Source organism: Tepidicaulis sp. (genome assembly GCF_965222285.1).
In the GTDB taxonomy this organism is placed as follows: domain Bacteria; phylum Pseudomonadota; class Alphaproteobacteria; order Parvibaculales; family Parvibaculaceae; genus Tepidicaulis.
Genome location: NZ_OZ244942.1, coordinates 1,332,156 through 1,350,488, shown reverse-complemented (window position 1 = coordinate 1,350,488; position 18,333 = coordinate 1,332,156). Strand labels below are relative to the sequence as shown.

General features: G+C 61.9%; 14 protein-coding genes and 3 pseudogenes. 5 read left to right on the top strand and 12 right to left on the bottom strand.

What is annotated here, in order from left to right:
• The first annotated feature begins 39 nt into the window (after positions 1 to 39).
• Positions 40 to 690: a leucyl/phenylalanyl-tRNA--protein transferase gene (aat, locus tag ACOQOT_RS06365; RefSeq protein ID WP_420561504.1), complete on the top strand. Its 651-nt coding sequence runs from the start codon at positions 40 to 42 to the stop codon at positions 688 to 690.
• On the opposite strand, the pseudogene ACOQOT_RS06360 reads toward aat, so the two are convergent.
• The 5 genes and pseudogenes from ACOQOT_RS06360 to ACOQOT_RS06340 all read right to left on the bottom strand — a co-directional run.
• A pseudogene (locus ACOQOT_RS06360) lies at positions 654 to 752 on the bottom strand (DUF2155 domain-containing protein); the annotation flags it as partial. The gene aat and the pseudogene ACOQOT_RS06360 overlap by 37 nt on opposite strands.
• Before the next feature lie 300 nt (positions 753 to 1,052).
• Positions 1,053 to 1,262, bottom strand: a pseudogene (locus ACOQOT_RS06355) (DUF2155 domain-containing protein); the annotation flags it as partial.
• 56 nt (positions 1,263 to 1,318) lie between these two features.
• Positions 1,319 to 1,768, bottom strand: a complete 450-nt coding sequence (mlaD, locus tag ACOQOT_RS06350; RefSeq protein ID WP_420561503.1) for an outer membrane lipid asymmetry maintenance protein MlaD — start codon at positions 1,766 to 1,768, stop codon at positions 1,319 to 1,321.
• Between the two features lie 39 nt (positions 1,769 to 1,807).
• Positions 1,808 to 2,191, bottom strand: a complete 384-nt coding sequence (locus ACOQOT_RS06345) for an NADH:ubiquinone oxidoreductase subunit NDUFA12 (protein ID WP_420561502.1) — start codon at positions 2,189 to 2,191, stop codon at positions 1,808 to 1,810.
• A gap of 165 nt (positions 2,192 to 2,356) precedes the next feature.
• Positions 2,357 to 2,878, bottom strand: coding sequence for a response regulator (locus ACOQOT_RS06340; protein WP_420561501.1), 522 nt, complete (start codon positions 2,876 to 2,878; stop codon positions 2,357 to 2,359).
• Between the two features lie 470 nt (positions 2,879 to 3,348).
• Here ACOQOT_RS06340 and ACOQOT_RS06335 point away from each other — a divergent pair, with 470 nt between their 5' ends.
• Both ACOQOT_RS06335 and ACOQOT_RS06330 read left to right on the top strand, forming a co-directional pair.
• Positions 3,349 to 7,113 carry a vitamin B12-dependent ribonucleotide reductase gene (locus ACOQOT_RS06335; RefSeq protein ID WP_420561500.1) on the top strand — a complete coding sequence of 1,255 codons (3,765 nt, stop codon included), beginning with the start codon at positions 3,349 to 3,351 and terminating at the stop codon, positions 7,111 to 7,113.
• A gap of 312 nt (positions 7,114 to 7,425) precedes the next feature.
• On the top strand, positions 7,426 to 7,971 hold the full coding sequence (locus tag ACOQOT_RS06330; RefSeq protein ID WP_420561499.1) for a fasciclin domain-containing protein: 546 nt from the start codon (positions 7,426 to 7,428) through the stop codon (positions 7,969 to 7,971).
• An 11-nt stretch (positions 7,972 to 7,982) separates the two neighbouring features.
• Here ACOQOT_RS06330 and ACOQOT_RS06325 read toward each other — a convergent pair whose 3' ends face one another.
• The 4 genes and pseudogenes from ACOQOT_RS06325 to ACOQOT_RS06310 all read right to left on the bottom strand — a co-directional run bounded on the left by ACOQOT_RS06325 (position 7,983) and on the right by ACOQOT_RS06310 (position 9,701).
• Positions 7,983 to 8,774 carry a sulfite exporter TauE/SafE family protein gene (locus tag ACOQOT_RS06325; protein WP_420561498.1) on the bottom strand — a complete coding sequence of 264 codons (792 nt, stop codon included), beginning with the start codon at positions 8,772 to 8,774 and terminating at the stop codon, positions 7,983 to 7,985.
• Positions 8,775 to 8,806: 32 nt separating this feature from the next.
• Entirely contained in the window at positions 8,807 to 9,004 is a 198-nt protein-coding gene (locus tag ACOQOT_RS06320; protein ID WP_420561918.1) for a YgaP family membrane protein, read from the bottom strand.
• Positions 9,005 to 9,100: 96 nt separating this feature from the next.
• A pseudogene (locus ACOQOT_RS06315) lies at positions 9,101 to 9,328 on the bottom strand (rhodanese-like domain-containing protein); the annotation flags it as partial.
• A gap of 46 nt (positions 9,329 to 9,374) precedes the next feature.
• The gene (locus tag ACOQOT_RS06310; RefSeq protein ID WP_420561497.1) at positions 9,375 to 9,701 is read right to left on the bottom strand and encodes an ArsR/SmtB family transcription factor; all 327 of its coding nucleotides are present in this window, start codon (positions 9,699 to 9,701) and stop codon (positions 9,375 to 9,377) included.
• An 80-nt stretch (positions 9,702 to 9,781) separates the two neighbouring features.
• Between ACOQOT_RS06310 and ACOQOT_RS06305 the strand changes: the two genes are divergently transcribed.
• The gene (locus ACOQOT_RS06305) at positions 9,782 to 10,687 is read left to right on the top strand and encodes an MBL fold metallo-hydrolase (RefSeq protein ID WP_420561496.1); all 906 of its coding nucleotides are present in this window, start codon (positions 9,782 to 9,784) and stop codon (positions 10,685 to 10,687) included.
• Positions 10,688 to 10,804: 117 nt separating this feature from the next.
• Here the strand turns inward: ACOQOT_RS06305 and ACOQOT_RS06300 are convergent, their stop codons facing one another.
• Positions 10,805 to 11,188 carry a YHS domain-containing (seleno)protein gene (locus ACOQOT_RS06300; RefSeq protein WP_420561917.1) on the bottom strand — a complete coding sequence of 128 codons (384 nt, stop codon included), beginning with the start codon at positions 11,186 to 11,188 and terminating at the stop codon, positions 10,805 to 10,807.
• Between the two features lie 330 nt (positions 11,189 to 11,518).
• On the opposite strand from ACOQOT_RS06300, the gene ACOQOT_RS06295 reads away from it, so the two are divergent.
• On the top strand, positions 11,519 to 12,763 hold the full coding sequence (locus ACOQOT_RS06295; protein ID WP_420561495.1) for a cation:proton antiporter: 1,245 nt from the start codon (positions 11,519 to 11,521) through the stop codon (positions 12,761 to 12,763).
• A gap of 2 nt (positions 12,764 to 12,765) precedes the next feature.
• Here ACOQOT_RS06295 and ACOQOT_RS06290 read toward each other — a convergent pair whose 3' ends face one another.
• Entirely contained in the window at positions 12,766 to 16,050 is a 3,285-nt protein-coding gene (locus ACOQOT_RS06290; protein ID WP_420561494.1) for a carboxyl transferase domain-containing protein, read from the bottom strand.
• A 303-nt stretch (positions 16,051 to 16,353) separates the two neighbouring features.
• Positions 16,354 to 18,171, bottom strand: a complete 1,818-nt coding sequence (aspS, locus tag ACOQOT_RS06285) for an aspartate--tRNA ligase (protein WP_420561493.1) — start codon at positions 18,169 to 18,171, stop codon at positions 16,354 to 16,356.
• Positions 18,172 to 18,333 lie beyond the last annotated feature (162 nt).

The following is an 18,333-nucleotide window of genomic DNA, read 5'->3' as shown; positions in this document are numbered from 1 at the left end:
GCACCTTGCCCCGGCGCGCTGGCCAGCCGCGGATAAACCATGTCCGAACTGACTGCCGATGTACTGCTTCGCGCCTATGCCTACGGGGTCTTCCCCATGGCCGAAGACAGTACATCGCAGGAGCTTTTCTGGATCGACCCGGAAGAGCGCGGCATTCTGCCTCTCGATACCTTTCACCTGCCCCGCCGTTTGCGCAAGACGGTGCGCCAGACCCCGTTCACCATCCGCGTGGACACCGCCTTCCGGCAGGTAATGGAGGCCTGCGCCGCCTCCCGTCCGGGGCGCGAGGGCACATGGATCAACGATCAGATTCTGGCGCTTTATACCGAACTGCATGAGAGAGGCTTTGCCCATTCCGTCGAATGCTGGCAGGACGGCAAACTTGCCGGCGGGCTTTACGGCGTGCGGCTCGGCGCGGCGTTTTTCGGCGAGAGCATGTTTTCCGAGGTCAAGGATGCGAGCAAAGTTGCGCTCGTCCATCTCGTTGCACGGCTGCGCTATGGGGGTTTCCTGCTGCTCGATACGCAGTTCGTTACCACGCATCTGGCGCAATTCGGAGCTGTGGAAATTCCGCGGGCGGATTACAAGATGCTATTGCAGCGCGCGGTCACGCAGCAGGGCGATTTTTATTCGCTGCCGCTCGATGCGCCGCCCGAGCTCATTTTGCAGTCGGTCAGCCAGACATCATAAACCGGATGCTCGACGGCATTGAGGCCGGGGCTCGAGGCAAACATCCAGCCGGAGAAAATACGGTCCGGATGCTCGGGGTCGCGCACGCCCGCAGGCCGTCCGCCTTTTTCGCCGTCGCCCTCTTCGGCCATATCGCCGCCCGGCACAGGCGGCGGGGGAAGCTCGCCCTTGGCATATTCATTGGGCGCAACATCGTTTTTCGCGAAATCGGAAATGGTGGAGACGACGGAGCCGATATTCGGACCTTCGAGCGCCGCATCGCCGCCATCCGCGCTTTTGTCATCGCCGGGCACGACGAGGCCCTTTTCGAAGACTTCCACAAAGGCCGTGGTTTGCGGCGGCTCTTCGGGCGGGCGCTTGTTGCAGCTATGCACAAGCACTTCCAGCGTGCCGAAGGTCACTTTCTCGCCGAGCGGGGCTTCGAGTTTGGAAATTTCCGCCGTGATTTTGTCGAGCGCGGAAAAGACCGCGATGTCGTAAGTGGTCTCCGCCTGCGCAGCAGAAGAAAGCGCCAGCGCGCCGGAAAGGAGAGCCGAATAAAAGATCCGGTGCGACACTCTGCTCTGCTTCATCACCGGCTCTCTCCCCTTGAACTTTTGCGGCACCGCAGCACCCGACTTAGGGCGGCTTACTGCGAATCCTGGGCGCTGAAAATCGCCTGACCGACCAGGCCGATCAGATCGATCGAGCCTTGCGTGAACTGGATTTCGTCGCCGCTTTCCAAATAATCCTCGCTGCCACCCGGCAGGATGGACACATAATTGCCGCCGAGCAGGCCTTCGCTGGTGATCTTGGCACTGGAATCGGACGGAAGTTTGATGTCCGGGCTGATTTTGAAGGTCACGCGGGCATAATAGTTCTGCGGGTTGAGTTCCTGGCTGACCACGGTACCGACTTTGATACCCGACATGCGGATATCCGAACCTGTCGCCAGACCGTCCACCCGGTCGAATTCGGCCGTCAGCCGGTAACCGTCGGCGCGGCCCACATCGGTAATCGAATAGCCATAAGCCAGAAAACCGGCTGCCACGGCAATCACCGCGGCGCCCACCAAAGTTTCTACGAAATTGTTCTGCATCTGCCCTCCAGGCGCCGCTTACGGCGCAGCCCCCTTCGCTTATTCCGGCTGCCAGGCGTCATAATCGCCCGTCACGCGCGGCCGCCCGCCGCTATTGGCCAGGCTGCCATCGGGCTTATAGGCGCCCGGCGTGCCCGTCAGGTTGGCCTTGTGCGGCTTTTCCCAGCCATGCGCGGCATAGGCCTCCTCGCTCGGCGGCACATCCACCACATGATGCAGCCAGCCATGCCAGCCCGCCGGCACGCGGGAGGCTTCGGCGAGGCCGTTATAGATGACCCAGCGCCGGTCCGATCCGTCCTTGGAGACGAAATAGCGGTTGCCCTGATCGTCCTCGCCCACCAGACGGCCCTTGCGCCAGGTAAAAAGGCGCGTGCCGATGGTCTGGCCGTTCCACCAGGTGAAAATCTCAGTCAAAAGGCTCATTATGGACCGTTTTCCGCATTTATGCTGTGTTTAACGTGCGGGGGAATATGGCACCCGCATGGCGGGGCGTCCAGCCCCTTCCCCCGGCCTTCACCGACGCTTTACGGCGCGTGTTGCCCGCCTGCATACCCTGCCGATAGCCGGCGGGCATGGCTGGCTAAGCAGCTAGTCTATCAGGATAAATTCGTCTTTTGCGGGGCTGGGCGCGGCGGACTTCTTGGCAATCGGGGGCTGGCGGTAAATCTCACCTGCCCGCTCGAACGGGCGGTCGTCCTGCAGCACCCATTCCAGGCGCTCCAGAAGCAGCTGCGGCTTGACCGGCTTGACGAGTAGCTGGCTCGCGCCGCCCGCAAAGGCCGCCTTGATGAGCTTGGGCTCGGCATGGCCGGTCAGCACGACCACGGGCATGAAACAATGCGGCCTGTTTTCCACATCGCGCAGCTCGCGCAGGAAGCTCTCGCCATTGACCGGCTGCATTTCCCAGTCGAGCAGCACGAGGTCAGGCATGGCCGGGCGGATCATATCCAGCGCCTCGGCGCCATTGCGCGCCTGAAAGACTTTGGCGCAGCCAAAGGCGCGCAGAAACGAAGCCAGAAGCAGGCGCATATGTTTGGAATCGTCCACGACCAAAACCGACAGCTCGGAAAGCCGCCGTCCATACGCGCTATGCCATCTCGCCCCGGTCATGAAATTGTGGCCTTGAAATCGCCCCGCCTGAAGCTGAAAGGTGCACCAGCCGGCTTAAATTTCCTTAAGCGCATAAGGGAGAATTTTAACGAATTGGGGTCCCGGCCCCCGACTCCCCTGCGATTCGCATAAGGCCCGCCGCGTGACCCGAAAGGCCCCCGGCGCGGATGCCGCGCCATTGCTCGCATTCCCGAGCATGCTTGACGGACCCCCGTTCCCGATACGACAGTTTGTGTCGGTCAGGGGACGATCCACACCATCTGGTGCTCACGACAACATGCCTCTTGGACCCGGAAACTGCTCCCGCGCTCAGCCCTTTCTCAAAGGGGCGGAAAACGGGGCGTCGGGTAACGGGTTCTTTTGCGCCCCAGAAGGGGCTCGCGGGCACCGGTAAAAGGTTAAGGCCGGATCGAAACTTGGGGGAATGGCGGGCGCGGCGGCCCGCAACACAACGAACGGGGCCAGAAGATATGCGTATCCAGCGTTGCTTCACCGACGAAACCAAATCTCCATATGAAGGCATCGAGTTCCGCAACTCCTCGAGCGAGATCCGCAATCCGGACGGCTCCGTGGTCTTCGCTCAAAAAGAGATCAGTGTGCCTGCCGCCTGGAGCCAGGTGGCCGTGGACATTCTGGCGCAGAAATATTTCCGCAAGGCGGGCGTGCCCGCCGAACTGCGCCCGGTGAAGGAAGAAACGGTGCCGGGCTGGCTCTGGCGCCATGAGGCCGACACCGCCGCCCTTGAAGCGCTGCCCGAAAGCGAGCGCTACGGGGCGGAAACGGATGCGCGGCAGGTTTTCGACCGGCTGGCCGGCACCTGGACCTATTGGGGCTGGCAGGGCGGCTATTTCGACACCGAAGAGGACGCCCGCGCCTATTTCGATGAAATGCGCTACATGCTGGCGACGCAGATGGCGGCGCCCAATTCCCCGCAATGGTTCAACACGGGCCTGCACTGGGCTTACGGCATCGACGGCCCGGCCCAGGGACATTATTTCGTCGACTTCCGCACCGGCGAGCTTCTGTCCTCCAAAAGCGCCTATGAGCATCCCCAGCCCCATGCCTGCTTCATCCAGAGCGTGAATGACGATCTGGTTAATGAAAACGGCATCATGGACCTGTGGGTGCGCGAAGCCCGGCTCTTCAAATACGGCTCGGGCACGGGCACGAATTTCTCCTCCCTGCGCGGCGCCAACGAGGCGCTCTCGGGCGGGGGTAAATCTTCGGGCCTCATGAGCTTCCTGAAGATCGGCGACCGGGCGGCCGGGGCCATCAAGTCCGGCGGCACCACGCGCCGCGCGGCCAAGATGGTGATCGTCGATATCGACCATCCGGATATCGAGGAGTTCATTTCCTGGAAGGCCGTAGAAGAGCAGAAAGTGGCGGCGCTCGTCACCGGCTCCAAGGTCAATGCGCGCCATCTCACCGCCATCATGAAAGCCGCGCATAATTGCGAAGGCGACGGCGACGACTGTTTCGATGTGAAAAAGAACCCGGCGCTGAAACGCGAGGTGATTGCCGCGCGCAAGGCCGAGGTGCCGGAAAACTATATCCAGCGCGTCATTCAGTTCGCCAAGCAGGGCTTTACGGAAATCGAGTTCAAGACCTATGACACGGACTGGGACTCGGAAGCCTATCTGACCGTCTCCGGGCAGAACTCGAACAATACCGTGCGCGTCACGGATGATTTCCTGCGCGCCGTTGAAGACGACAGCGAGTGGAACCTCATCCGCCGTCTCGACGGGTCGGTGCAAAAGACCGTGGATGCCGCCGAGCTTTGGGATCAGATCGGGGAAGCCGCCTGGTCCTCCGCCGATCCCGGCCTTCAGTTCCACACCACGATCAACGATTGGCACACCTGCCCGGCAAGCGGGGAAATCCGGGGTTCCAATCCGTGCTCGGAATATATGTTCCTCGACAATACGGCCTGCAACCTTGCCTCGCTCAACCTTATGCAGTTCCGTATGGCGAATGGCCGCTTCGATGTGGAAGCCTTCGAGCACGCCGTGAAGCTGTGGACGGTGACGCTGGAAATTTCCGTGCTCATGGCGCAGTTCCCCTCGAAGGAAATCGCCGAGCGCTCTTTCCGCTACCGCACGCTCGGTCTCGGCTTTGCCAATATCGGCGGGCTTCTCATGGCAAGCGGCCTGCCTTATGACAGCGAGGAAGGCCGCGCGCTTTGCGGCGCGATTTCCGCCGTCATGACGGGTGTTTCCTATGCGACCTCCGCGCAGATGGCGCGCGAGCTCGGCGCCTTCCCCGGCTATAAGGACAATGAGCCGCATATGCTGCGCGTTATGCGCAACCACCGCAACGCGGCCTATGGCAACAAAGAAGGATACGAGGCGCTGAACATGGCGCCCGTGCCGCTCGACCATGCCCATTGCCCGCAGGCCGATCTCGTCGAACATGCCAAGGCCGCCTGGGACCTTGCCGTTTCCATGGGCGAGGCTTACGGCTACCGCAATGCGCAGGCCACCGTCATCGCGCCCACCGGCACGATCGGCCTCATCATGGATTGCGACACGACCGGCATCGAACCCGATTTCGCGCTGGTGAAATATAAGAAGCTCGCCGGCGGCGGCCATTTCAAGATCATCAACCGCATGGTGCCCCTCGCGCTGAAGACGCTGGGCTATGACGCGGAGACCGTAAAAGCCATCGGCGATTACGCGGTCGGCCATGGCACGCTGAAAGGCGCCCCCCATATCAGCCACAAGGCGCTGAAAGCCAAAGGCTTTACGGATGAAAAGATCGAAGTGATCGAGGAAAATCTCGCCACCGCTTTCGACATCCGCTTCGTCTTTAACCAGTGGACGCTCGGCCGTGAGTTCTGCACAGACGAGCTCGGCCTTTCAGAAGACGAACTCGACGATCTCGATTTCGATATGCTCCGCGCCCTCGGCTTTACCCGCGGGGAAATCGAAGCAGCCAATCTTTACGTCTGCGGCGCCATGACCGTGGAAGGCGCGCCGGGCCTCAAAGACGAGCATCTGCCGGTCTTCGACTGCGCCAACCCGTGCGGGCGCATCGGCAAGCGGTATCTGTCCGCAAGCTCGCATATTCACATGATGGCGGCGGCGCAGCCCTTCATTTCCGGGGCAATCTCCAAGACCATCAATATGCCCAATTCCGCAAGCGTCGAGGATTGCAAGGAAGCCTATATGCTTTCCTGGAAACTCGCGCTGAAAGCCAATGCGCTTTACCGCGACGGCTCGAAACTGTCCCAGCCGCTCAATGCGCAGCTTGTGGAAGATGAAGACCTGGAAGACGAGGACGCGCTTGCCACCTCGCCCGCCGAGGCTCTTTACGCTCAGCCGCAAAGCGAGCGCGTGGCGGCGGTTGCCGAGAAGATCACGGAGAAAGTGGTCGAGCGCGTCGTCGAATATCAAAGCGGCGAGCGCTCCAAGCTGCCGCACCGGCGCAAGGGCTATACCCAGAAAGCCGTGGTGGGCGGCCACAAGGTCTATCTGCGCACCGGCGAATATGACGACGGGCGGATCGGGGAAATCTTCATCGACATGCACAAGGAAGGCGCCGCCTTCCGCAGCCTGATGAACAATTTCGCCATCGCCATCTCCCTCGGCCTGCAATATGGGGTGCCGCTGGAAGAATATGTGGAGGCGTTCACCTTCACCCGTTTCGAGCCGGCCGGCCTTGTGCAAGGCAACGACTCGATCAAGAACGCGACCTCCATTCTCGATTATGTCTTCCGGGAACTGGCGATCTCTTATCTCGGACGCAACGACCTTGCCCATGTCGATCCCTCCCAGATCGCGCCCGACGCGCTGGGCGGCGGTGAGGGAGAAGGCAAGCTGCCGGCCTCGGCCATTGCCAGCCCCGGCTTCACCCGCAACCCGCAGCTCCAGAACTTCTACGTGGTGCGCGGCGGCGGCGCGGTAAGCGCGGAAGCTTCGGCAACCGCCAGCGCCGCCATGCGCGATGCGCAGGCGGCGGCAGAAGCCATGTCGGCAGAAGCCCTTTCCGCCGAGATGCGCGGGCCGGAAGTCATGAGCACCACAGTCGATACGGTGGAAGTCGCCCGGATGGTATCGGGGGCGGCATCCGGCGGCGGGCGCAGCGCCTCTTTTTCCGCCGGCATGACCGCCGTCGCCCAGGCCCGCCTCAAGGGCTATGAAGGCGAGCCCTGCGGGGAATGCGGCAACTTCACCATGGTGCGCAACGGCACCTGCCTGAAATGCGACACCTGCGGCTCGACGAGCGGCTGCTCTTAAAATTGACCGGTCTATCACCCTCGGGCTTGCCCCGAGGGTCCATTGGAACAATGAGCAAGCTGGACCGTTATGTGGACCCCGGGTCAAGCCGGGGTGACAAGTGTGCCTAGATATGAAGGCACTGCATCTCCCAAATGCAAAGTGTCACCCCGGCCTCCGAGCCGGGGTCCAAGCAGCCTTGCGGCTTACCCGTATGCTTGAGAATTGGAGCGAGGGGCGGAAAACCTTCGCTCCCCTTCCCCGTCGCAATTCCGACAAAATGAAGCGCAAGGCTGGATGAAGCGTAACCCGCAAAAGAGAGACCTCTTTATCATGGCCCGCTTGACGACTTTTTTGACCGCCTTTGCCTTTCTCACCCTCGCCGCCCTGCCCGGCCAGGCGAAAGCAGCGGATATTTACGAGACCCTGAAGGCCGACCCTCAATTTTCCATCCTGGTGCAGATCATCGAAGGGGCGGACCTTGAATGGCGCTATCAGGACGAGCGCCCACGCACCGTCTTTGCGCCGGTGAATGCGGCCTTCGAGAGCATTCCGGGCGGCTATGAAGACATGCTGCCCCCGCTCAACCCCTCCACGAAGGAAAACGTCTCCGCGCTTCTCCTCTATCAGATCGTGCCCGGGCGCGTGCGGCCTGAAACGCTGACGGGACAGGTAACGAGCATGACGACCTTCCAGCGAGGCAAGGTCATGATCGACGGCACGAAAGACCCGCTGCGCTATGGCGGGCGCTTCGGCGGCAATGTGGCAGGCCCGAGCCAGGAAGCCTCGAACGGGCTTATTGTGCCGCTCGATGCCATGCCTATTCCGCAATTCGAGGAAGTGACGCCGCCGAAACTGGACGCGCCTGAAGTTCAGTAAACGAGCCGGGATCAGGCGAGGAGCGCTTCCGCCCCTTGCCAGAGCAAGTACAGCCCGGTTGCAATGACCAGAAGGGCAAAGAGCGTGGTAAGCAGCGCCTTTTTTCCGGCAAGGCGGCGGGCGAGAAGAACACCCAACGCACCGCCTGCCGCGCCGCCCGCCACGAAGAGCCCCGCCACCGGCCAGTCGACCAGTCCGGCCAGGCTATAGGACGTCGCCGTGGTGGCGCCGAAAGCGGCAACGGAGACGAGGGACGAGCCCACCGCGTTCAGCATCGGCATGGCGGTTGCACCGATCAGCCCCGGCACGATCAGAAAGCCGCCGCCTATACCGAAGAAACCGGAAAGCGCGCCGACCCCAAGCCCGGCAAGCACGAGCTTCGGAGCAAGGCGGGGAGCGCTTTCGAAGGTCAGCCGGACATCCGGATTGCCCAGGGCATCCCGGCGGCGCAGCATCATCGCGCCCACAACGAGCATGAGAAGGCCGAAAAGTGCGAGCAGCTTTTGCCCGTCCACGGCCTGGCCCGCCCGCGCGCCAAGCGCTGCGCCGATAATGCCGGAAAGCGCGAACGTGAGCGCGCAGGGCCATTTGACGTTGGCGGCCCGCGCATGACCGGCGAGCGAGAAAAGCGCGCTTGCCGCCACGGCCACCGCGCTCGTCCCGATTGCCGCATGGGGTGAGCTTACCCCCACCACATAAACAAGGAGCGGCACGGCGAGGATGGAGCCGCCGCCGCCCACGAGGCCGAGCGTCAGCCCGACCAGAGCACCGGAGGCGAGAGCGAGAAGAATTTGAGGATCCATGGCCGTGCGCTCCTATTCGAAACGGCTACCTGTTACGCGGCACGCCGGTTCCAGGGCATGACGGCGAGCAGCCGCGCCATGCCGCACCATCCGGTGATCCCGGCCATCATCAGCCCCGCGCCCACAAATGCGGAGAGCAGGTAAAAGGCCGGGGAGACGGCTGCGCCGAGCACGATCCCGCTCAGCACCAGCGCACCTGCCGTGATCTGCACCTGGCGGTTCACTTCCATCGGCTGGCTCGTATCGGCGAGCACCGGCAAGCCCGATTTCTTCCAGGCATCGAGCCCGCCTTCCACGATGAAGGCTTCGCAGGAGGCAGCTTCCGCCAGCGTTTGCGCATTCGCGCCCGTGCGCATGCCCGTCTTGCAGTGATAGACGATCATGCCTTTCGGGTTCGTCAGGCTTTTCGGGGCGAGCTGGTCAAGCGGCCAGTTTTCCGCGCCCTGAATACGCTCGCGGGCATGTTCGTCTGCGCCGCGAATATCGATGAGGCTCGCGCCTTCTTTTACGAGTTTCGCCGCCTCTTGCGGCGTAATGGTTTTGAGTGCGGTCATGGTCTTCTCCATCAAAGCCCGGCGCCTTTGAGGCCGGGCATAACGTTCAGGGGCAATAAATTTCTTTCAGGACGGAAAGCAGCTTTGCGGCATTCGGGTCGGCAATGCGGTAATGGATCACCTGCGCCGCACGCCGTGTCGCCACCAGCCCGTCCGCCCGCAGCTTCGCCAGATGCTGGGAGAGCGCGGACTGGCCGAGCCCCACCGCTTCGGCAAGCGCGCCGACGCTCATTTCCCCGCGCGCCACGAGCTGGCAAAGGATCAGCAGCCGGTTTTCATTCGAGAGCAGCTTCATCATCGCCGCTGCCTCGCCTGCCCGCGCGGCCAGTTCTTCCAGATCGTCCGGCATATCGGTGGCCAGGGTTTCCGCCATTTTCTGTCCTTTATTTTAGGTATTGCTAATTTAGTGTTATCTAATATATATGTCAAGACGAACAGCAAAGGAGGCGTCCCATGACCACGCAGCAAACGGCGCAACCCGAAATCGAGGCCTTTTTCGACGAACCCACCAACACGGTGAGCTACCTTGTGTGGGACCCGGCGACGCGCGAGGCGGCCATTATCGACCCGGTGCTGGATTACAATCACCGCTCGGGTAAGGCCTCGACCCGCTCCGCCGACGCGCTTCTGAAAGCGGCTGCGGAAAAAGACCTCACCATCACCTGGGTGCTGGAAACCCATGCTCATGCAGACCATCTGACCGCCGCGCCCTATATCAAGGCGAAGACCGGCGCGCCCGTCGGCATCGGCGCGCGCATCCGCGAAGTGCAGAAAATCTTCCGGCCCGTTTTCAACGCCAAGGACGTTTCGGGCGAAGGCACGGAGTTCGATCACCTCTTTGAAGAAGGCGAGACGTTCAAGATCGGTACCCTCACGGGCGAGGTTATCGCCACGCCCGGCCATACGCCCGCCTGCGTCTCTTACAAGATCGGCGACAATGTCTTTGTGGGCGACACGCTTTTCATGCCGGACTACGGCACCGCACGGGCGGACTTTCCGGGCGGGGATGCGGCAACGCTTTACCGCTCCATCCAGAAACTGCTCGCCCTGCCCGGCACGACGCGGCTCTTCATGTGCCATGATTACAAGGCGCCGGGACGCGATACTTATGCTTGGGAAACGAGCGTGGAAGAAGAGCGCACCCGCAATGTGCATGTCCATGAAGGAGTGAGCGAGGCCGACTATGTCGCCATGCGCCAGAAGCGCGATGCCGGGCTCGATGCGCCGCTCCTGCTCCTCCCCTCGATCCAGGTCAATATCCGGGCCGGGCATTTGCCGCCAGCCGAGGAAAACGGCGTGCGCTATCTCAAGGTGCCGCTAAAGCTGGAAGACAGTTCCCTGGAAGCGGCCCAGCGCTAATAAATGTCTGCGCCTTAAGCGGGTTCGAGCTTCCCTCCTCTGCCCGCCATAAAGAAAGGCCCGGAGCAACACTCTCCGGGCCTTTCAATTGAGCGGCTTCAGGTCTGGGGATGAGATTTACTGAAGTGCCACCCAATTTTCGTCCGCCTGTTCGATGTAACCGGGAATATCCTCTTCCCAGGTGCTCTGAACTTTCGGGCTGTAATTCAGGTAAAGCTTGCCGTCGACGATGGTCCACAGTTCGGGCTCCGTCGTCGCTTTCGCGCCCTTGGCCACGCCATAAGCGCACCAGCCGCCATATTGCGGGGCATATTTTTCAGGGTTTGCGGCGAAGAGGTCGCGGTTCTCCGCGCTGGCGAAACGCCAGGTCGCGCCCTTCCACTCATGCGTATAATCGGCAGAGCCCTGCACGGGTTTGCTCTGCGTGAAATAGGCAACCGGGTCCGTGCCGTTGATCGCCACGCCGTCCTCGGTATAGATCTCGCCCTTGCTGGCTGCCATAGCCGCGGGGGTCGTCCCGGCCACGGCAATGATCAGCGCACCGAGCAGGCCGAAACTCACGGCAAAGCCGTGCACCAGGTCTTTGAACCCGAAACTCTTTGCCGGATACTGATGTGCCATGGAATGTCCTTCCGCTTGCTGGTCGCTTACGCTGTTTTGCGTGGGCTGAAGATGACCGCTGCGCAAAGGCTTTTCCAATCAAGCCCGCACAAAAATGCGTGAGGGCGCGTTAAGCTCTTAAGAGGCTCGCTTAACCCGTTTCGCCGGCACGCCGGCTCGGGAAAGCCGGGGAGACACCGCCGGGATAACGGCGCCGAAAAAGGACACGAAATGTCAGAGTTTGCCGCGCTTTTTCTGGGGGCCGCCGTGCTGCTTTTTTACGGCACGATCTCAAGGCGGCAGGTCGCCGGCTATCTGACGGGGCCGATGCTCTTTGTCGCCATCGGGGCGGCGGCGGGCTTTGCGCTGCAAAATGGCGGTCCCAAGGCCTCGGATATTTCCCATATCCGGCTTCTGGGTGAGTTGACGCTGGCCATCGTTCTGTTTACTGATTCGGCCCATCTCAAACCGAAACATCTGCTTCAGGAAGAAAGCTGGCCGGCGCGCATGCTTTTCATCGGCCTGCCTCTGGTGATTCTCGCGGGCGCCGCCCTTGCCTATGTGCTCTTTCCGGGCTGGCCGCTCTGGCTCGTCATTCTGGCAGGGCTCATTCTCTCGCCCACCGATGCCGCGCTCGGCCGCTTCATCCTGGAGGATCAGGACGTGCCCGAGCCCTTGCGCGAAACTCTGAACGCGGAAAGCGGGCTTAATGACGGTTTCGCTCTGCCGCCCATTCTCATTCTGCTCGCCTTTGCCGGGGGCAGCATGGGCCTTGCCTATGACGAAGGCGCGCTGACCCTCGCCCGGCATCTTGTGCTCGGGCCCCTTTGCGGCATCGTTCTCGGCTTTGGCGGCGGCAAGCTCATCGATTATGCGGCGCGGCGCGGCTGGATGCAGCCGCTCTATCAGCGCCTTGTCGCTCCCGCCCTTGCCGTTCTTGCCTATGCGGGCGCCGAACTCGTCCACGCCAACGGCTTTATCGCCGCTTATGTGGCGGGGCTGATGATCCCGCTCACCGTCTGCGTCAGCGCGCAGAAATATCTGAAAGAGTTTTCACAGACCGAGGCCGAACTTCTCACCCTCATCATGTTCTTTCTTTTCGGCCTTCTCATCGTGCCTTTGGGCGCAGAAGCCTGGAGCGGCACCATGGCGCTTTACGCGCTGGCGAGCCTCACGATCATCCGTATCGTGCCCATCGTCGTCTCGCTAACGGGCACGGGGCTCGGCTGGCGCTCGAAAGGCATTCTCGCCTGGTTCGGCCCGCGCGGCATCGCCTCCATTCTCTATCTGCTTCTTGCGTTCGAAACGCTGGGGCCGGGCGCGGCTTTCACCGATCTGGCAGGCCTCGTCTCCCTGACCGTGCTTCTCAGTATTTACGCGCACGGGCTTTCCGCCGTGCCGCTCGCGCGTGCTTACGCCGCCCATGCCGAGCGCATCGAGCTGCCGCTGAGGCGCCCCCGCAAGAAAGCGAAATAGGCTTACCAGGTATCGATAAAGGCGCGGCCTTTCAGGCCGGGTTCGATGGGTGGCAGCGATTTCAGCCCGCGCGCGATCCAGTGGCGCGTTTCGGCCGGGTCGATCACCGCATCGATTTCCAGGAACGAGGCCATATTGGTCGCCTTGCCGTTCTCATAATATTTGGCGACCATTTTCTGGAAGAACGCCTCGCGCTCGTCCGGGTCCTCGATGGCTTCCATCTCGCGCCGGTAACCGAGCCGCACAGCCCCTTCCAGCCCCATGCCGCCGAACTCGCCGGTCGGCCAGGAGATGTTGAAGAAAGGCGCATGGAAACTGCCGCCCGTCATCGCCTGCGCGCCGAGGCCGTAGCCCTTGCGCAGCACGACGGCGAAAACAGGCACGCGCACATTCGCCGCCGTCACGAACATGCGGCTGACATGGCGCACCTGCGCGGTCTTTTCGATTTCCGGCCCCACCATGAAGCCCGGCGTGTCGCAGAGCGAGAGAATGGGCAGACCGAAAGCATCGCAGAGCTGCATGAAGCGCGCGGCTTTGTCCCCCGCATCCGCGTCAATCGCCCCGCCGAGATGAAAAGGATTGTTAGCCATCAGCCCCATGGGTCGGCCTTCGACCCGCACAAGCGCCGTCTTGATGCCGATGCCGAAATCCTTGCGCAGCTCCAGCACGGAGCCTTTGTCCACAAGCCCGGCAATGACGTTGTTCACATCGTAAGCGCGCAGCCGGTTTTCGGGAATGACGTGGCGCAGCTTGCGCTGATCTTCCGCATCCCAGTCACTGGTAGACCCCTGGAAGTAAGAAAGGTATTTCTTGCTGGCCTCAATGGCTTCAGCCTCATCTTGCACGGCGACATCGATAACGCCGTTCTTGCGCTGCACGTCGTAAGGGCCGACATCTTCGGGCGCGTAGGCGCCCAGCCCGCCCCCTTCGATCATGGCCGGGCCGCCCATGCCGATATTGGAATCGGCGGTTGCGATAATCACATCGCAGCAGCCGAGCAGCGCGGCGTTGCCCGCAAAGCAGCGTCCGGAGGTCATGCCAACCAGCGGCACCTTACCGCTCAGTTTCGCGAAAGTCAGGAAAGACGGCGTATCGAGGCCGGCAACGCCTGCCACATCCGTATCGCCGGGGCGCCCGCCCCCGCCTTCGGCCAGAAGCACGACAGGCAGTTTCTGCTCTTCGGCCAGAAAGAGCATGCGGTCCATCTTCTTATGGTTCATCGCCCCTTGCGTGCCGGCGAAGACGGTAAAGTCATAACCCATCACCATGGCGCGGGCTTTTTCCTCACCGAAAAGATCGCCGTTCACCGTGCCGATGCCGGAGACGAGGCCGTCCGCCGGGCTCATCTTCAAAAGATCTTCCATGGAACGGCGGCGGCGCTGCGCGGCAAGCGCCAGCGCGCCATATTCGATGAAGCTGCCCTCATCGCACAGATGATCGATATTCTCCCGCACCGTGCGCTGATTGCGTTTCCGGCGGCGGGCAACGGCGTCGGGCCGGTTCTCATCGAGCCCCAGTGCGTGGCGCTCGATCACATGGGCAAGGTCGGGGCGGATATAATCGAGATCGACTTCTTCTTCCGCAATTTCCGCCGCATCCGCGCCGTCCGATTCCTCGATAAAAAGGATCGCCTCGCCGTCCATTACCGTGGCATTCGGCACCGCCGCGATCTTGCGCACCGTCCCGCTGATCGGCGCTTTGATCGTGTGCTCCATCTTCATCGCTTCCAGGACGGCGATCTGCTGGCCTTTGGCGATATGCTCGCCTTCGGCCACATCGATGCTGATCACCTTGCCCTGCATGGTGGAGGAAACGGGCTCTGTTCCCGCCGGCCCCTCCACCGCATGAACCGCATGGGCAGCGGCGCCATTTTCATTCGCCGTAAAATAAAGCGCGCGGTGTTCGGCCTCTCTCACAAGCTCGGCGGCATGATCGGCAATGAAACCGGTATAGACATCGTTCGCTTTGACCTCGGCGCGGGCGAGCAGGTTCTGCAAAAACGCCTTGTTCGTCACCACCCCTTCGATCTGAAACTCACCAAGCGCGCGGTAGGCCCGGCCCAGCGCTTCGCCATAATCAGGCGCGGGCGAATAAGCGATGAGCTTGGCAAGCAGGCTGTCGTAATGAGGGCTCGTGCGGTAGCCCGCATAGCCGAACGTGTCGACGCGGATGCCGGGGCCGGACGGCGGCGCAAAGGCGCTGAGCGTGCCGCCTGCGGGCATCGCCTCGCCCGTCTCCGTCATTTTTTCCATATTGACGCGCAGCTGCACGGCATAGCCGCGCGGCGCAGGCGGGGCGCTCAGCCCCACCTCGTCAAGCGAGGCACCGGCTGCAATACGCAGCTGCGTTTTCACAAGATCGATGCCGGTCACTTCTTCCGTCACCGTGTGTTCGACCTGGAGGCGCGGATTGGCTTCCATGAAGGCGAAGCTTTTCAGCGGATCTTTGGCCTCCGCATCGATCAGAAACTCGAATGTGCCGAGCCCCTTATACCTTGCGGCACCGGCAAGTTTGCGGGCCGCCGCGCAAAGCGCCTCGCGCAGGGCCGGCTCCAGCGAAGGGCTCGGCGCGATCTCGACGAGTTTCTGATTGCGCCGCTGCAAGGTGCATTCGCGCTCGCCCAGATCGATGACGGTTGCACCGTCCCCGACAATTTGAATTTCGATATGCCGCGCCTTGCGGATGAGCTTCTCCGCATAGACCGCGTCATTGCCGAAAGCGGCTTTGGCTTCCGAGCGGCAGCGTTCATAGGCTTCGGCAAGCTCGCCCGCATCCGTCACCGCGCGCATGCCGCGCCCGCCGCCGCCGGCCAGCGCTTTAAGCATGATCGCGCCGCCTTCGCCTTGCGCTTCCAGAAAGGCCCGCGCTTCCTCAAGGCTCGCCGCGCCTTTCGTGCCGGGGAAAAGCGGCACACCTTCTTTTTCCGCAAGCGCCCGTGCCGCCGCCTTATCACCGAAAAGCGAGAGCGCTTCGGGCGAGGGGCCGACAAAAGTAATGCCTTCCTTTGCGCAGGCCTCAGCAAAGGCGGCATTTTCACTCAAGAAGCCGTAGCCGGGATGGATGGCATCACAGCCCATTTTCTTCGCTTCGGCCACGATCTGCGCAATGTCGAGATAGGCGCCTGCCCCTTCCCCGCTCAAGGCCGCCGCTTCATCGCAAACCCGTACATGCAGCGCGCGCGCATCGTCCTCGGCATAGACGGCAACCGTGCGCAGCCCCAGATCCGCCGCCGCCCGCGCGATGCGAATGGCAATTTCCCCGCGATTTGCGATGAGCACGCTTTTCATGAACCGGGCCTCCCCAAGCGAATTATCTTTTCTGCTTTAGTAGAGAGGGCTTTACGGGGTGTCAAACGGCTGGGCAGCGGCAAGCGGCCAGGCTGCCTGGCCCCCGGGGCAAGCCCGGGGTGACACGCGGAATTTTACGAGAGGCCAGAATTTCGCGAAAGGCCAGAACTTCGCGAAAGGAATGTGCCTACCAGCTTGCTCAGGCTGTCACCCCGGCTTTATGCAGGGGTCCATATTGCCTTTGGCACGAATGGTGATGCCTACTGGCCGCCGGCGCATTGACCAGAGAAAGACGAGCCGCCCTTATTTCTTCTCCGGCTGCACCACGCGGATGTTCAACTCACGCAGCTGCGCGTTCGAAACATCGGACGGTGCCTGCATCATCAGGTCCTGTGCCTGCTGGTTCATCGGGAAGAGCGTCACTTCGCGCAGATTGTCCACACCGGCCAGCAGCATCACCATGCGGTCGATGCCGGGGGCAAGACCGCCATGCGGCGGCGCGCCGTATTTGAACGCACTCAGCATGCCGCCGAACTTGCTCTCCACCACGTCCTTGCCGTAGCCGGCAAGCTCGAAGGCTTTGTACATGACTTCGGGGCGATGGTTCCGCACCGCGCCCGAGGACAGCTCGATGCCGTTGCAGACGATGTCGTACTGGAAAGCGGTCATGCCGAGAATGGTGTCGGCATCTTTCTCCCGGTCCAGCTTGACGAAGTCTTCATGCGGATAATTCGGCATGGAGAAGGGGTTGTGCGAAAAGTCGATCTTCTTTTCTTCCTCGTCCCATTCATACATGGGGAAGTCGACGACCCAGCAGAAATTAAAACCTTCTTTCTTCGGCAGGCTTTCAAGGTCGGTGCCGATCTTGACGCGGGCTTGCCCCGCGAAAGAGACGAAATGCTTCGGCTGACCACAAACGAAGAACACTGCATCGCCGTCTTTCAGGCCAAGCTGGGTGCGGATCGCCTCGGTGCGCTCGGGCCCGATATTTTTTGCCACCGGCCCGGCGCCCTGAATCTCGCCGCCTTCCTCGCGGAAGAAGATGTAACCAAGGCCCGGCTGGCCCTCGCCCTGCGCCCAGGCATTCATACGGTCGCAGAACGCGCGGCTGCCGCCGCCCGGCGCCGGGATCGCCCAAACCTCGACCTTCGGATCATTGGCGATAAGGTTCGCAAAAACTTTGAAGCCACTGCCCGCGAAATGCGGCGTGACTTCTTCCATCTCAATGGGGATGCGCAGGTCCGGCTTGTCCGAGCCATATTTGCGCATGGCTTCGGCATAGGGAATGCGCGGGAAAGGATAAGGCGTCACCGCCTGGCCGTTGCCGAATTCCTCAAAAAGACCATGCAGCACGGGCTCGATCGCGGCAAAGACATCATCCTGCTCGACAAAGCTCATTTCCATATCGAGCTGATAGAACTCGCCCGGCGAGCGGTCGGCGCGGGCGTCTTCATCTCGGAAACACGGCGCGATCTGGAAATAGCGGTCGAAACCCGCCACCATGATAAGCTGTTTGAATTGCTGCGGCGCCTGGGGCAGCGCGTAGAACTGGCCCGGATGCAGACGCGAGGGCACGAGGAAGTCACGCGCGCCTTCCGGCGAAGACGCCGTGAGGATCGGCGTCTGGAATTCCATGAAGCCTTCATCGGTCATGCGCCGGCGGATCGAGGAAATCACTTTCGAGCGCAGCACGATGTTCTCATGCAGCGTTTCGCGGCGCAGGTCGAGGAAGCGGTAGCGCAGGCGTGTGTCTTCCGGGTAGTCCGGCTCGCCGAAAACCGGCAGCGGCAGTTCTTCGGCCGGCGAGAGCACTTCCATGCTCTTTACCTGCACTTCGATGGCCCCCGTCACGAGATTTTCGTTCACCGTCTCCGCGCTGCGGGCGATCACCGGGCCTTCGACCCTGATCACCGATTCCGCGCGCACGCGCTCGGCAGCGGCGAAAGGCTCGGCAAAATCGGGATCGAAAACGAGCTGCGTGATGCCGTAATGGTCGCGCAGGTCGATGAAAAGCAGGCCGCCATGGTCGCGCTTGCGGTGTACCCAGCCGGAAAGGCGAACGGTTTCGCCCACTTGAGCCTTGGTCAACTCGCCGCATGTGTGAGAGCGATATGAATGCATCTGCCGATCCTGACGTCCCTGCCCTTTGCCGGAATGCGAAATTCCGGGGGCGAATCTTAGAAATGAGCCCGGCGCGGAGGCGCGCCGCATGGCCCTTTGGGGGCCGAAAAGCGCATGGAAAGGGGCGATTTGTCAAGCTTTCCCCGTACTTTCCCCATACTT